This window comes from Brevundimonas sp. LjRoot202, from assembly GCF_964253355.1.
Lineage (GTDB): Bacteria > Pseudomonadota > Alphaproteobacteria > Caulobacterales > Caulobacteraceae > Brevundimonas.
In genome coordinates this window covers 469,777-484,152 of record NZ_CAXUQW020000001.1, presented here as the reverse complement: position 1 = coordinate 484,152, position 14,376 = coordinate 469,777, and the positions used below count along the sequence as shown (strand labels likewise).

Genomic DNA, 14,376 nt, shown 5'->3' with positions numbered 1-14,376 from the left:
GATGGGCCGGATCGCCGTCCTGATGCTCGCCTCCCTCTCCCTCGCCGCCTGCGGCGACCGGCCGGACGAGCCCGCGCCGACGCCGGCCGAGGCCGTGTCGGCCACGCCTCCGGAGGCGACAGACGCCGCCCCGGCCGCGCCGACGGTGCTCGACGCCGCCGATCTGCGCCGCGTCTGCCGCGCCGGCCTGGCCGGGATCCATGGCCAGGCGCTGACGGATATCTCGATCGACGGGCTGGAAGGCGACGTGGTCAGCGCCTCGTGGCGCGCCCCGGTCGACGGCGGACGCCGCCGGGCCCAGTGCCGGGTCGAGGGCGACCTGATCACCTGGAAGCCGCTGGAGGCCTCGGGCCCCAACCAGAACCGCTGGATGAACCAGTCCGGCGATCCGGTGACGCGCTTCGTCCTTGACGGCGAGGCCATCACCATCAACACGACGCTCCCGGATGGGACGACCGCCACGGAAACCTATTCCGCGGCGTCTGAGCAAGAGGCCCGCTGATGCCCGTCGCCAAGGTCAACGGCGTAGAAACCGAGTTCGAGCCCGGCATGACCGTGCTGCAGGTCGCCGAGCGCGCCGGGCACGAGATTCCGCGCTTCTGCTATCACGAGCGGCTGTCGATCGCCGGCAACTGCCGCATGTGCCTGGTCGAGGTGAAGCCCGGACCGCCGAAGCCGCAGGCCTCGTGCGCCCTGCCGGCCGCCGAGGGCCAGGAGATCTTCACCGACACGCCGATGGTCAAGAAGGCGCGGGAAGGGGTGATGGAGTTCCTGCTCATCAACCACCCGCTGGACTGCCCGATCTGCGACCAGGGCGGCGAATGCGACCTGCAGGATCAGGCCATGGGCTATGGCCGTGACGGCTCGCGCTATGCGGAGAACAAGCGCGCGGTCGAAGAAAAGAACATGGGGCCGACCATCAAGACCTTCATGACGCGGTGCATTCAGTGCACCCGTTGCGTGAGGTTCGTGACGGAAGTCGCTGGAGTTCCTGACATCGGCATGATCTCGCGCGGCGAGGACGCCGAGATCACGACCTATCTGGAGAAGGCGGTCGACAGCGAACTGTCGGGCAACGTCAACGACCTGTGCCCGGTCGGCGCCCTGACCCACCGGCCGTGGCAGTACCACTACCGCCCGTGGGAGCTGAAGAAGACCGAATCGATCGACGTCATGGACGCGCTCGGCTCGAACATCCGCGTCGACGCGCGCGGGCCGGAGGTCATGCGCGTGCTGCCGCGGGTCAACGAGGGCGTCAACGAGGAGTGGCTGTCGGACATCAGCCGCTATGCCGTCGACGGCCTGCAGCGCCAGCGCCTCGATCGGCCGTACGTGCGCGAGAACGGCAAGCTGCGCGCGGCGTCGTGGGAAGAGGCGCTCGCCGTCGTGGCGGGGAAGATCAAGGCCGCGAAGCCGGAGAAGATCGGCGTGATCGCCGGCGACCTGCAGGACGCGGAGTCGATGAAGGCGGCGCTGGACCTGTTCCGCGCGCTGGGATCGGCCAACACCGACTGCCGCCAGGACGGGGCCGCCCTCGGGCAGGGCCCGCGCGAGGGGTGGCTGTTCAACTCCGGCCTGCAAGGCATTGAAAACGCGGACGCCATCCTGATCGTCGGGGCCAACCCCCGCACCGAGGCACCGTTGCTCAACGCCCGCCTGCGCAAGGCCTGGCTGACCGGCAAGACCCAGGTCGGCGTGATCGGCGAACAGGCCAACCTGACCTTCGATTACAACTGGCTCGGCGCCGGCTCGAAGACGCTGGCCAAGCTGCCCAAGGCGGCGATGGACTTCCTCACCAAGGCCGAACGGCCGGCGATCATTGTCGGCTCCGGCGCGCTGACGGGCGAGACCGGGCCCGCCGTGCTGAACGCGCTCGGCGCGCTGGCGAAGAAGGTCGGCGTGGTGACCGAGGGCTGGAACGGCTTCAACGTGCTGCACACCGCGGCGTCGCGCGTCGCCGGCCTCGACATGGGCTTCGTTCCGGGCGAGGGCGGTCTGACCGCCGCCCAGATGGTCGCCAAGGGCGCGCTGGACGTGCTGTTCCTGCTCGGCGCCGACGAGATCGATCCGTCGAAGTCGAAGGCCTTCCGCGTCTATCTGGGCAGCCACGGCGACCGCGGCGCGCACGGCGCCGACGTCATCCTGCCGGGGGCCGCCTACACCGAAAAGCCGGGTCTCTACGTCAACACCGAGGGCCGCGTGCAGATCGCCGAACGCGCCGTCTTCCCGAAGGGCCAGGCCAAGGACGACTGGGCCATCCTGCGCGCCCTGTCGGCGCTGGTCGGCCAGACCCTGCCGTACGACACCCTGGACGCCCTGCGTTCGAAGCTGATGGCGGACCACCCGACCTTCGGCCGCATCGACTACTTGCCGGCCCCGGCGGCGTTTGACGTCGGTTCGCTGGGCCGCAAGGGCGATCTCGGCGACGTCGCCTTCCACACGGCGGTCCGCGACCCCTACCTCAACAACCCGATCGCGCGCGCCAGCGTGACCATGGCCGAGCTGTCCGCCCTGCGGGTGGCCCCGGTCGCGATGGCGGCGGAGTAAGGCCCGATGGATTTCTGGACCACGCCTCTGGGATGGACCCTCGCCACCGCCGGCGGCATCCTGCTCGTCACCGTCGGCATCCTGATCTCGCTGGCCTTCCTGCTGCTGGCCGACCGCAAGATCTGGGCGGGCGTGCAGATGCGCAAAGGCCCCAACGTGGTGGGGCCGTTCGGTCTGCTGCAGTCGTTCGCCGACTTCTTCAAATTCGTCCTGAAGGAGATCGTCGTTCCGGCCGGGGCCGACAAGGTGATCTTCCTGCTGGCCCCGCTGCTGACCTTCATCCTGGCCTTCATCGCCTGGGCGGCCATCCCGTTCGCGCCGGGCTGGGTCGTCTCCGACCTCAACGTCGGCATCCTCTACATCTTCGCGATCAGCTCGCTGGGCGTCTACGGCATCATCATGGGCGGCTGGGCCTCGAACTCGAAATACCCGTTCCTGGGGTCGCTGCGATCGGCGGCGCAGATGGTGTCCTACGAGGTTTCGATCGGCCTGGTGATCGTCAACGTCATCGTGCTGTCCGGGACGATGAACCTGACCCGGATCGTCACCCAGCAGGGCGACTGGATCTGGAACTGGTTCGCCTTCGGCGGCGGCGCCGACACCTGGCCGACCATCGTGGTGATGTTCCCGATGGCGATCATCTTCTTCGTCTCGGCCCTGGCGGAAACCAACCGGCCGCCGTTCGACCTGCCCGAGGCGGAGTCCGAGCTCGTGGCCGGCTATCAGGTCGAATACAGCTCGACGCCGTACCTGCTGTTCATGATCGGCGAATACGCCAACATCGTCTTCATGTGCGCCATGATCAGCCTGCTGTTCTTCGGCGGCTGGAATCCGGGCTTCCCGACCGACTTCCTCAACGACTGGCCCGAATTCCTGGCCAACCTGTTCTACTTCCTGGTCTTCTTCAGCAAGATCGTCTTCTGGTTCGCCGTGATCGCCATGGTGAAGGCCTTCGTGCCCCGCTATCGCTACGACCAGCTGATGCGGCTGGGCTGGAAGATCTTCCTGCCGACCTCGCTGGTCGCCGTGGTGGTCGTCGCCGCCTGGCGGGTGTTCGGAGTGGGCGCATGAGCCGGCTGCTGACCCTGACCGTCCTGCTCGCCGCCGTCGCGACGGGCGCCTGCACCGTCCCGGTCTACGAGCCCGAGCCGGTCTCGGTCTACCAATGGGAGCGGCGCCAGCAGGCGATCGAGCGCGAACAGGCCGAACGCGAACGCCTGTGCCGCATCACCAAGGATGAGGACCCGCGCAAGGACGAGCTGTGCCGCGGCGTCCGGGGAGTAGAAAGCTGATGTTCACCCGTCTCGTCCAGGCCGCGAAGGGGGCGATGCAACTCGACACCCTCGGCGCCATCGGCCTGTCGCTGAAGTACATGGCGCGGCCCAAGGCCACCGTGAACTATCCGTTCGAGCGCAACCCGCAGTCGCCGCGCTTCCGCGGCGAGCACGCCCTGCGTCGCTATCCCAACGGTGAAGAGCGCTGCATCGCCTGCAAGCTGTGCGAAGCCATCTGCCCGGCCCAGGCCATCACCATCGAGTCCGAGCCGCGCGCCGACGGCAGCCGCCGCACGACCCGCTACGACATCGACATGGTCAAATGCATCTACTGCGGCCTGTGCCAGGAGGCCTGCCCGGTGGACGCCATCGTCGAGGGCCCGAACTCGGAATTCACCGTCGAGACCCGGGAAGAGCTGCTCTACGACAAGGAACGCCTGCTCTCGAACGGCGATCGCTGGGAACGGCTGATCGCGAAGAATCTGGAACTCGACGCGCCTTACCGCTAAGGCGCAACCGCTGAACGGGCAGGGCGATTCCGGAAGGGGTCGCCGCCCATAACCGAAAGGGGCGCAGGCCTCAGATGTTGCAAGGAATCGCCTTCTACCTGCTGGCGGCGGTGGCCGTGGTGGGCGGCCTGATGGTCGTCACCGCGAAGAACCCCGTGCACAGCGTGCTGTGGCTGATCCTGACCTTCTTCTCGTCGGCGGGACTGTTCGTGCTGCTCGGCGCGGAGTTCCTGGCGATGCTGCTGGTCGTGGTCTACGTCGGCGCCGTCGCGGTGCTGTTCCTGTTCGTGGTCATGATGCTGGACGTCGACTTCGTGCGGCTGCGCGAGGGCTATGCCCGCTACCTGCCGCTGGCGGCGATCGTCGCCGGCGTGCTGCTGGCCGAGATGATCATGATTTCGCTGGTCGTCGTAAATGGCGGCGCCGCCTCCGATGCGACCGGCCCGGCCGTCGCCACCGCCGGCGTGACCAACGCCGAGGCCATCGGGCGGGTGCTCTACACCGACTACGTCTACATCTTCCAGGCGGCGGGGATCGTGCTGCTGATCGCGATGATCGGCGCCATTGTCCTGACCCTGCGCCACAAGCCCAACGTCAAGCGCCAGAACGCCCACGACCAGATCAACCGCGACCGGAAGACGGCCGTCGAGGTCAAGGGCGCGGTCAGCGGCGCCGGCGTCTCCGCAGAGGATCTGGTCTGATGGAAATCACGCTCGCCCACTACCTGGCGGTCGGCGCCATCCTGTTCACCATCGGCGTCTTCGGCATCTTCGTGAACCGCAAGAACGTCATCATCATCCTGATGTCGATCGAGATGATCCTGCTGGCGGTGAACATCAATTTCGTCGCCTTCTCGGCCTACCTGAACGACATATCCGGTCAGGTCATGGCCATGTTCGTGCTGACCGTCGCCGCGGCCGAAGCCGCCGTCGGCCTGGCCATTCTGGTGACCTTCTTCCGTAATCGCGGCGACATCGCCGTCGACGACGCCTCGGTCATGAAGGGCTGATCGTGAACCTCGAGCTTCTCGTCACTCTCGGCGTCTTCGCCCCGCTGCTCGGCGCCCTCGTCGTCGGCCTGTCCGGCCGCCGGCTGGGCGACCTGCTGTCCAAGTCCATCACCACCGGCCTGCTGTTCGTCTCATGCGCCATCGCCTGGATGGTCTTCAGCCAGTGGACCTGGGGTCATCTGGAGCCGTTCACGGTCCACATCGCGCCCTTCATCCACGTCGGCGAGTTCCAGTCGAACTGGTCGATCCGCGTCGACGCCCTGTCGGCGGTGATGCTGGTCGTGGTCACCAGCGTGTCGTCGCTGGTCCACCTCTACAGCTGGGGCTACATGGCCGAGGACCCGGACAAGCCGCGGTTCTTCGCCTATCTGTCGCTGTTCACCTTCGCCATGCTGGCGCTGGTCACCGCCGCCGACTTCATGCAGCTGTTCTTCGGCTGGGAAGGGGTCGGGCTGGCGTCCTATCTGCTGATCGGTTTCTGGTACAAGAAATCCACCGCCAGCGCCGCCGCCATCAAGGCCTTCGTGGTCAACCGGGTGGGCGACTTCGGCTTCGCCCTCGGCATCTTCACCGTCTTCTGGATGTTCGGCACCATCGAGTTCGCCGAGCTGTTCCCGATGATCGCCGCGCGCGAAGGGACGGGCTGGGAGTTCATCGGCCACACCTGGTCCGCGCTCGACCTCGCCGGGGTGCTGCTGTTCATCGGCGCCATGGGCAAGTCGGCCCAGTTCTTCCTGCACACCTGGCTGCCCGACGCCATGGAGGGCCCGACCCCGGTGTCGGCCCTGATCCACGCCGCGACCATGGTCACGGCCGGCGTCTACATGGTCTGCCTGCTGTCGCCGATCTTCGAGTCTGCGCCGCTGGCCTCGTCGGTGATCGCCCTCACGGGCGCGGTGACGGCCCTGTTCGCGGCCACCGTCGGCCTGGCCCAGAACGACATCAAGCGGGTCATCGCCTATTCGACCTGTTCGCAACTCGGCTACATGTTCTTCGCCGCCGGCGTGGGCGCCTACGAGGCGGCCATGTTCCACCTGTTCACCCACGCCTTCTTCAAGGCGCTGCTGTTCCTGGGCGCCGGTTCGGTGATCCACGGCATGCACCACGAACAGGACATGCGGCAGATGGGCGGGCTTTGGAAGCTGCTGCCGATCACCTATGGCGTGATGACCATCGGCACCATCGCCATCACCGGTCTCGGCATTCCCGGGATCGGCGGCTTCGCCGGCTTCTACTCCAAGGACATCGTCATCGAGAGCGCCTGGGCGGCGGCGGCTTCGGGCCACTCGGCCATGGGCCTGTTCGCCTTCCTCGTCGGCATCTTCGCCGCCGGTCTGACCGCCTACTATTCGTGGCGGCTGATCTTCATGACCTTCCACAACAAGCCTGTGTGGAAGGAGGAGGGGACGCACCACGCGGATGACCACGCCTCGCACGCCCAGCTCGAGACCCACTCCGAGCCCTTGGCCGACGATGACCACGCGCACCACGGCCCGCTGAAGCCGCACGAGAGCCCATGGGTGATGATCGTGCCGCTGCTGGTGCTGTCGGTCGGCGCGATCGCCGCCGGCTTCCTGTTCGAGCCGTTCTTCACCGGCCATCACGAGGGCGAGTTCTGGCGCGGCGCCATCTTCAACGGTCCGCACAATCACGTCCTGCACGACGCCCACGGCGTGCCGACCTGGGTGGTCTGGTCGCCGCTGGTGCTGACGCTGATCGGGACGTTCGCGGCCTTCTGGCTCTATGTCCTGAAGGAAGGCATGGCGCGCCGCATGGCCGAGCGCGGCGGGCTGATCTACCGCTTCCTCTACAACAAGTGGTATTTCGACGAGCTGTACGACTTCGTCTTCGTGCGCGGCGCCAAGGCGGTCGGCGACCTGTTCTGGAAGATCGGCGACGTCAAGCTGATCGACGGCCTCGGCCCGAACGGCGCGGCCTGGGCCTCGCTGAAATCCGCCGCCCGACTGGGCAAGATCCAGTCCGGCTATGTCTATCACTATGCGTTCGTGATGCTGCTCGGCGTGGCCGGTTTCCTCGCCTTCGCCATCTATGCGTGGGGAGCCTGATCTTGCCCCAGATCCCCTTCATCCTCAGCGTCGTCACCTTCCTGCCGCTGGTCGGCGCGGGCCTGATCCTGCTCGCCCGCCTGCTCGGCAAGGGCGAGGCCGCCGGCGCCGCGCGCTGGATCGCGCTGGCGACCACCGTGGTCACGCTCGCCGTCTCGGCGGTGCTGGTCGCGGGCGTCGACACCTCGAGCGCGGCCTATCAGTTCGTCGAGCGCTACGTCTGGTTCGCCGGCGCGGAATATCACCTCGGCGTCGACGGGGTTTCGGTCCTGTTCGTGCTGCTGACCGCCTTCCTGATGCCGCTGTGCATCCTGGCCAGCTGGAGCACGATCAAGGAACGGGTGGTCGACTACATGATCGCCTTCCTGGTGCTGGAGACGCTGTGCATCGGGGTGTTCACGGCGCTGGACCTGTTCCTGTTCTACATCTTCTTCGAAGGCACCCTGGTGCCGATGTTCATCATCATCGGGGTGTGGGGCGGGGCGAACCGCATCTACGCGGCCTACAAATTCTTCCTCTACACCCTGCTAGGGTCCGTCCTGATGCTGCTGGCCATGCTGTGGATGTCCCACGTCGCCGGCACCACCAGCATCCCCGAGCTGAAGACCTTCGCCTTCGCGCCGGAGGCTCAGCCATTGCTCTGGCTGGCCTTCTTCGCCTCGTTCGCGGTCAAGATGCCGATGTGGCCGGTCCACACCTGGCTTCCGGACGCCCACGTGCAGGCGCCCACGGCGGGCTCGGTCATCCTGGCCGGCATCCTGCTGAAGCTGGGCGGCTACGGCTTCATCCTGTTCAACCTGCCGATGTTCCCGCAGGCGTCGCAGATGTTCGCGCCGCTGGTCTTCGCCCTGTCGGCGATCGCCATCGTCTACACCTCGCTGGTCGCCTTCCGGCAGACCGACATGAAGAAGCTGATCGCCTATTCGTCGGTGGCGCACATGGGCTTCGTGACCATGGGCATCTTCGCGGGCAACGATCAGGGCGTGCAGGGCGCGGTGTTCCAGATGCTGAGCCACGGCCTGATCTCGGGCGCGCTCTTCCTCTGCGTCGGCGTGGTCTACGACCGCATGCACACCCGCGAGATCGCCCTCTACGGCGGACTGACGGCGCGGATGCCGTGGTTCGCGGCCATCTTCATGCTGTTCACCATGGCCAACGTCGGCCTGCCCGGCACCTCGGGCTTCATCGGCGAGATCCTGACCATGACCGGCGTCTACCAGGTCTCGACCTGGACGGCCCTGTTCGCGGCCTCGGGCGTGATCTTCTCGGCGGTCTACGCCCTGACCCTGTACCGCAACGTCATGTTCGGCGAGATCACCAACCCGGCGATGAAGGCCATTACCGACGTCGACAGGCGCGAGCTGCTGATCTTCGTCCCGCTGATCCTCGGCACGATCTGGCTGGGCGTCCAGCCGGGCCTGGTGCTGGACTACACCAACGCCTCGGTCGAGGCCCTGACCTCCGCCTATCAACTTGCGATTGGCGGGTGAGACCATGATGCCTGATCTGATCTCCGCCCTTCACCTCTCGGCTTCGGAAGCCGCCCTCGCGGTCGGCGGCCTCGTGCTGCTGATGATCGGCGCCTTCATCGGCGAGAAGAGCGCGCGGCTGGTTTCGGCGCTGTCGGTCCTGCTGCTGCTCGGCGCCACGGCGCTGGCGGTGACCGGCCCGCTCGGCCAGGCCTTCAACGGCGCCTATGTGGCCGACCCGCTGGCCGTCTACGGCAAGGCGCTGATCTTCCTGTCCAGCGCCGTGGCCATCGTGCTCGGCGACGGCTGGATGCGGCGCATGCGCATCGCCCGCTTCGAATATCCGATCCTGATCGTGCTGGCCTCGGCGGGCATGGGCATGATGGCCTCGTCGGGCGACCTGATCTCGCTCTACGTCGGCATCGAGCTGCATTCGTTGGCCCTCTATGTGCTGGCCGCCTTCCACCGCGACGATCTCAAGGCGTCCGAGGCGGGGCTGAAGTATTTCGTGCTCGGCGCCCTGTCGTCGGGCCTGCTGCTGTACGGCGCCAGCCTGATCTACGGCTTCGCCGGCTCGATGCGCTTCGACGAGATCGCCGCCTACGCCGCGGCCAACCCGTCGACCGGCCTGATCTTCGGCCTGGTGTTCCTGATCTGCGGCCTGGCCTTCAAGGTCTCGGCCGCGCCGTTCCACATGTGGACGCCGGACGTTTACGAGGGCGCGCCGACGCCGGTCGTGGCCCTGTTCTCGACCGCCCCCAAGGTGGCGGCCATGGTGCTGATCGCCCGCACGCTGGAAGGCGCCTTCGCCGGGTCGCACGACCAGTGGTCCCAGGTGCTGATCCTGATCTCGCTGATCTCGTTCGCGGTCGGCGCCTTCGGCGGCCTGGTGCAGCGTGATTTCCAGCGCCTGCTGGCCTATTCGTCGATCGCCAACATCGGCTACGCCCTGCTCGGCATCGCCGCCGGCACGACGCTGGGCGTGCAGTCGATGCTGCTGTTCATGACCCTGTACGTCATCGACCAGTTCGGCTTCTTCGCCATCCTGCTGTCGCTCGGCCGCAACGGCCGTCCGATCCGCACGATCGCGGACTTCGCAGGGCTGCGGAAGGAGCGGCCGGTGACCACCCTGGCGCTGACCGTGCTCTGCCTTTCGGTGCTGGGCATGCCGCCGTTGTCGGGCTTCTGGGGCAAGTGGGCCGTGTTCGGCGCCGCCGCCGACGCGGGCTACTGGATGGTCGGCGCCGCCGGTCTGGTGGCCTCGGTCGTGGCCGGCTTCTACTATCTGCGCATCATCAAGCTGATGTGGTTCGATCCGGCCCCCGAGGGCCAGCCGGCCACCGACAGGGCGCCGGTGGAAGCGAAGACCATCGCCTGGGCCTGCGCCGCCTTCGCCTTCCCGCTGGTCATCGTCGGCCTGACCTGGCTGCAGCCGCTCACCTCGGCCGCCGCCGTCGGTTTCGGAGCCGGGTAGGGCGTTCATGCCCGCCGCGCCCCTCCTGCTGCTCGACCAGATCGACTCCACCAATGCGGAGGCCCGCCGTCGGGCCGAGGCGGGCGAAACCGGCCCGCTGTGGATCGCCGCCCGCCGCCAGACCGGCGGCCGGGGGCGGAGGGGCCGGGCGTGGGAGAGCGACACCGGCAATCTGTTCGCCACCCTGCTGATGACCACGCGCAAAGCGCCGGCCGAGGCCGCGCAGGTCACCTTCGTCGCGGCGCTGGCCGTGGCCGACCTGCTGGACGCCTTCGCGCCGCCGTCGCTGGTGACGATCAAATGGCCCAATGACGTGATGCTGGCGGGCGACAAGGCCTCCGGCGTGCTGGTCGAGTCCGGAGCCCATCCGTCCGGCGGCCTGTGGCTGGCGGTGGGGATCGGGGTCAACCTGGCCCACGCCCCGGCCGGGACCGAGCGACCGGCGACGGCGCTGGCCCACCATCTGCGCGGCGACGTCAACGCCCCGCCCTCCGTCGAGATCGCCGCCGGCCGGCTGGCCGGGGCCTTCGCCATCTGGCTGGAGCGCTGGGAAAGCCTTGGCTTCGAGCCGGTTCTGGATGCGTGGCGCGCCCGGACGCCCGGTCTGGACGGTCCCGCCGTCGCGCGTCTGGGTCACGAAACCGTCGAGGGCCGGGCCGAGGGCGTGGCCGCCGACGGCGCGCTCAGGCTCCGGCTGGCGGACGGCACGCTACGGCTGATCTCGGCCGGCGACGTATTCTTCGGGGAGGCCGCGTGATGCTTCTGGCGATCGAGCAAGGCAACACCAACACCCTGTTCGCGGTGCATGACGGCGCGGACTGGATCGCCCAGTGGCGCACCGCCACCGAGAGCAGCCGCACCGCCGACGAATACGCCGTCTGGCTGAGCCAGCTGCTGTCGATGCACGACCTGAAGCTGGGGGCGCTGGACGGCTGCATCATCTCCAGCGTGGTGCCGCAGTCGATCTTCAACCTGCGCAACCTGTCGCGGCGCTATCTGAACGTCGAGCCGCTGGTCATCGGCGACAATGTCGAACTCGGCATGCCGGTGCGGATCCTCAAGCCGAGCGAGGCGGGGGCGGACCGGCTGGTCAACGCCATCGGGGCGCATCTGGTCTACCCCGGCGACCTGATCGTCATCGACAGCGGCACCGCCACGACCTTCGACGTGGTCGCCGCCGACGGGGCCTTCGAGGGCGGGGTCATCGCGCCCGGCATCAACCTGTCGCTGCAGGCCCTGCACGAGGCCGCCGCAATGTTGCCCCGCATCGCCATCCAGAAGCCGGAACGGGTGATCGGCAAGGACACCGTCTCCAACATGCAATCGGGCGTCTTCTGGGGCTATGTCGCCCTGATCGAGGGCCTGGTCGCGCGCATCAAGGCGGAGTGGGGCAAGCCCATGACCGTCATCGGCACCGGCGGCGTCGCTTCGCTGTTCGAAGGGGCCACCACATCCATCGACCGGTTCGATCCGGACCTGACCATCCGCGGCCTTCTCGAAATCTGGCGGCGGAACACCCATCTCAAGGACGTATGAAAAAGCAATCCAACGACGAGTTCGTCTTCCTGCCGCTGGGCGGGTCGGGCGAAATCGGTATGAACCTGAATCTGTACGGCTACGGCCCCGAGGCGAACCGCGAGTGGATCGTGGTCGATGTCGGCGTGACCTTCGGCGACCTGTCGACGCCGGGCGTGGACGTCATCGTGCCCGACCCGGCCTTCCTCGAGGGCGAGACCATCCGCGGCATCGTGCTGACCCACGCCCATGAGGACCATATCGGCGCCCTCGGCTGGCTGTGGTCGCGCATGAAGGCGCCGCTGTACGCCACGCCCTTCACCGCCTACCTGATCCGCGAAAAGCTGCGCGAGGCGGGCATCCTCGACCAGGTCAAGCTGATCGAGGTGCCGCTGGGCGGGACCATCGACCTGGGCCCGTTCCAGGTGACCATGGTCACCATGACCCATTCGATCGCCGAGCCGAACGGCCTGGCCATCCGGACCCCGCTGGGCACGGTCCTGCACACCGGCGACTGGAAGATCGACGACGACCCGATCATCGGCGGCGTCACCGACGCCAAGGCCATCTCGCGCCTCGGCGACGAGGGCATTCTGGCCATGGTCTGCGACTCGACGAACGTCTTCGTCGAGGGCTCGGCGGGCTCGGAGGGCATGGTGCGCGACGCCCTGACCGAGTTGATCGGCGGGCTGAAAGGCCGGATCGCGGTCGGCTGTTTCGCCTCCAACGTCGCCCGCATGGACAGCGTGATCCGCGCCGCGGAGGCCGCCGGGCGGCGCGTCTCGCTGGCCGGCCGGTCGATGCACCGCATCACCGCGGCGGCCAAGCACGTCGGCATGCTCAACGACATCAAGCCCTTCCTGTCCGAACAGGAGGCCCGGGTCTGGCCCGCCGACGAGATACTGTACCTGTGCACCGGCAGCCAGGGCGAGGCGAGGGCGGCCCTGTCGCGCGTCGCCGAGGGGACCCACCCCTACATCAAGCTGAGCAACGGCGATCACTGCATCTTCTCGTCGCGGGTCATCCCCGGCAACGAGCTGGCTGTCGGCCGGCTGCAGGACAAGCTCGCCGACCGCGGCGTGCGTATGTACACCGAGAAGGATCACCGCGGCATCCACGTCTCGGGCCACCCCTGCCGCGACGAACTGCGCCAGATGTACGCCTGGGCGCGGCCGAAAATCTCCGTCCCCACCCATGGCATGCGCCGGCACCTGGCCGAGCACGCCAATCTGGCGAAGGACATGGGCGTCCCCGAACAGGTCACGCCCCGCAACGGCGACATGGTCCGCCTGGCCCCGGGGCCCGCCGCGATCATCGACGAGGTTCCGAGCGGGCGGCTGTACGTCGACGGCGGCCGTCTGGTCACCGAACAGGGCGAGGCCCTGCACGAGCGCCGTCACGCCTCGACCAACGGCGTTCTGATCGTCAGCTTCGCCATGGACCGGCGCGGCAAGATCGTCAGCGACATCGACGTGCGCGCCATCGGCCTGCCGGGCGACGCGGAATCGCCGCTGGGCGACGCCCTCGACGACCTGGCCGAACGGGCCGAAGCGGCGGTGATGAAGCTGAAGGGCGAGGCGCTGCAGGACGAGATGGTCATCGAACAGGCCGTGTCGCGGGCGCTCAAGAAGGCCAGCCAGCAGATCTGGGACCGCCGCCCCATCGTCGAGACGGTCATCCTGAGGCTGTAATCGGGGCAGTGAGGCCTTTGAACCCACGGCGGGGCTTCCTATAAGGAGCCGATTCCTCCGCCCAAGGACGTCCCATGCCCGCCGCCCCGCCCGAGTTCCGCTACAAGCGCGTCCTGCTGAAGGTCTCCGGCGAGGTGCTGATGGGTGATCAGCCCTACGGCATCGACATGAAGACCGTCGCCACCGTGGCCGGGGCCGTGGCCCAGGTGGCGCGCGAGGGCGTCGAGATCTGCCTCGTCATCGGCGGCGGCAACATCTTCCGCGGCCTGTCCAAGGCCGCCGGCGACATGGAACGCGCCACCGCCGACTACATGGGCATGCTGGCCACGGTCATGAACGCCCTGGCCATGCAGGCGGCGCTGGAGAAGATCGGCGTCCAGACGCGGGTGCAGAGCGCCCTGACCATGAACGCCGTGGCCGAGCCCTATGTGCGCCGCCGGGCCCTGCGCCACCTCGAGAAGGGAAGGGTGGTGATCTTCGCCGCCGGCGTCGGCGCACCCTTCTTCACCACGGATTCCGGGGCCGCCTTGCGGGCCGCGGAAATGGGCTGCGACGCCCTGCTCAAGGGCACCAGCGTGGACGGCGTCTACACCGCCGATCCCAAGAAGGATCCGTCGGCGACCCGCTACGACACCCTGACCTATCACGACGTGCTGGCGAAGGATCTCAAGGTCATGGACGCCTCGGCCATCGCCCTGATGCGTGACTCGGGCATTCCGATCGTGGTGTTCTCGATCCGCGAGGACAATTCCCTGCGCAAGACCCTGACCGGCGAGGGGACCTTCACGGTCATCACGTCGAAAGCCAAATCAGCCTGACAAG

14 protein-coding genes are annotated in these 14,376 nt (G+C 67.7%); all 14 read left to right on the top strand.

The features are described 5' to 3' along the window. Nucleotide 1 precedes the first annotated feature (1 nt). The 14 genes from ACSQ1L_RS02690 to pyrH all read left to right on the top strand — a co-directional run bounded on the left by ACSQ1L_RS02690 (nt 2) and on the right by pyrH (nt 14,372). Nucleotides 2-502: a hypothetical protein gene (locus tag ACSQ1L_RS02690; RefSeq protein ID WP_435991681.1), complete on the top strand. Its 501-nt coding sequence runs from the start codon at nt 2-4 to the stop codon at nt 500-502. Continuing rightward, nucleotides 502-2,547 (top strand): NADH-quinone oxidoreductase subunit NuoG, encoded by a 2,046-nt coding sequence (gene nuoG / locus ACSQ1L_RS02685; protein ID WP_435991679.1) that lies wholly within the window; start codon nt 502-504, stop codon nt 2,545-2,547. The genes ACSQ1L_RS02690 and nuoG overlap by 1 nt, the downstream gene beginning before the upstream one ends. A 6-nt stretch (nt 2,548-2,553) precedes the next feature. Next, the gene (nuoH, locus tag ACSQ1L_RS02680) at nt 2,554-3,618 is read left to right on the top strand and encodes an NADH-quinone oxidoreductase subunit NuoH (RefSeq protein ID WP_435991677.1); all 1,065 of its coding nucleotides are present in this window, start codon (nt 2,554-2,556) and stop codon (nt 3,616-3,618) included. After that, on the top strand, nt 3,615-3,839 hold the full coding sequence (locus tag ACSQ1L_RS02675; RefSeq protein WP_435991675.1) for a hypothetical protein: 225 nt from the start codon (nt 3,615-3,617) through the stop codon (nt 3,837-3,839). Before nuoH ends, ACSQ1L_RS02675 begins: the two co-directional genes overlap by 4 nt. Further along, nucleotides 3,839-4,330: an NADH-quinone oxidoreductase subunit NuoI gene (gene nuoI, locus ACSQ1L_RS02670; RefSeq protein ID WP_435991673.1), complete on the top strand. Its 492-nt coding sequence runs from the start codon at nt 3,839-3,841 to the stop codon at nt 4,328-4,330. Before ACSQ1L_RS02675 ends, nuoI begins: the two co-directional genes overlap by 1 nt. 74 nt (nt 4,331-4,404) lie before the next feature. Further along, entirely contained in the window at nt 4,405-5,031 is a 627-nt protein-coding gene (locus ACSQ1L_RS02665; protein ID WP_435991671.1) for an NADH-quinone oxidoreductase subunit J, read from the top strand. After that, on the top strand, nt 5,031-5,339 hold the full coding sequence (nuoK, locus tag ACSQ1L_RS02660; RefSeq protein ID WP_435991669.1) for an NADH-quinone oxidoreductase subunit NuoK: 309 nt from the start codon (nt 5,031-5,033) through the stop codon (nt 5,337-5,339). Before ACSQ1L_RS02665 ends, nuoK begins: the two co-directional genes overlap by 1 nt. A 2-nt stretch (nt 5,340-5,341) precedes the next feature. After that, the gene (gene nuoL, locus ACSQ1L_RS02655) at nt 5,342-7,405 is read left to right on the top strand and encodes an NADH-quinone oxidoreductase subunit L (RefSeq protein ID WP_435991667.1); all 2,064 of its coding nucleotides are present in this window, start codon (nt 5,342-5,344) and stop codon (nt 7,403-7,405) included. 11 nt (nt 7,406-7,416) lie between these two features. Next, the gene (locus tag ACSQ1L_RS02650) at nt 7,417-8,895 is read left to right on the top strand and encodes an NADH-quinone oxidoreductase subunit M (RefSeq protein ID WP_435992499.1); all 1,479 of its coding nucleotides are present in this window, start codon (nt 7,417-7,419) and stop codon (nt 8,893-8,895) included. Between the two features lie 7 nt (nt 8,896-8,902). Next, a complete protein-coding gene (nuoN, locus tag ACSQ1L_RS02645; protein ID WP_435991665.1) occupies nt 8,903-10,348 on the top strand; it encodes an NADH-quinone oxidoreductase subunit NuoN in 1,446 nt (481 codons plus the stop codon). Nucleotides 10,349-10,355: 7 nt separating this feature from the next. Further along, on the top strand, nt 10,356-11,105 hold the full coding sequence (locus ACSQ1L_RS02640; RefSeq protein ID WP_435991663.1) for a biotin--[acetyl-CoA-carboxylase] ligase: 750 nt from the start codon (nt 10,356-10,358) through the stop codon (nt 11,103-11,105). Continuing rightward, nucleotides 11,102-11,884 (top strand): type III pantothenate kinase, encoded by a 783-nt coding sequence (locus tag ACSQ1L_RS02635; protein ID WP_435991661.1) that lies wholly within the window; start codon nt 11,102-11,104, stop codon nt 11,882-11,884. Before ACSQ1L_RS02640 ends, ACSQ1L_RS02635 begins: the two co-directional genes overlap by 4 nt. Next, nucleotides 11,881-13,554, top strand: coding sequence for a ribonuclease J (locus tag ACSQ1L_RS02630; RefSeq protein WP_435991659.1), 1,674 nt, complete (start codon nt 11,881-11,883; stop codon nt 13,552-13,554). The genes ACSQ1L_RS02635 and ACSQ1L_RS02630 overlap by 4 nt, the downstream gene beginning before the upstream one ends. A 74-nt stretch (nt 13,555-13,628) precedes the next feature. After that, entirely contained in the window at nt 13,629-14,372 is a 744-nt protein-coding gene (gene pyrH, locus ACSQ1L_RS02625) for a UMP kinase (RefSeq protein ID WP_435991657.1), read from the top strand. The last annotated feature ends 4 nt before the right edge of the window (nt 14,373-14,376 follow it).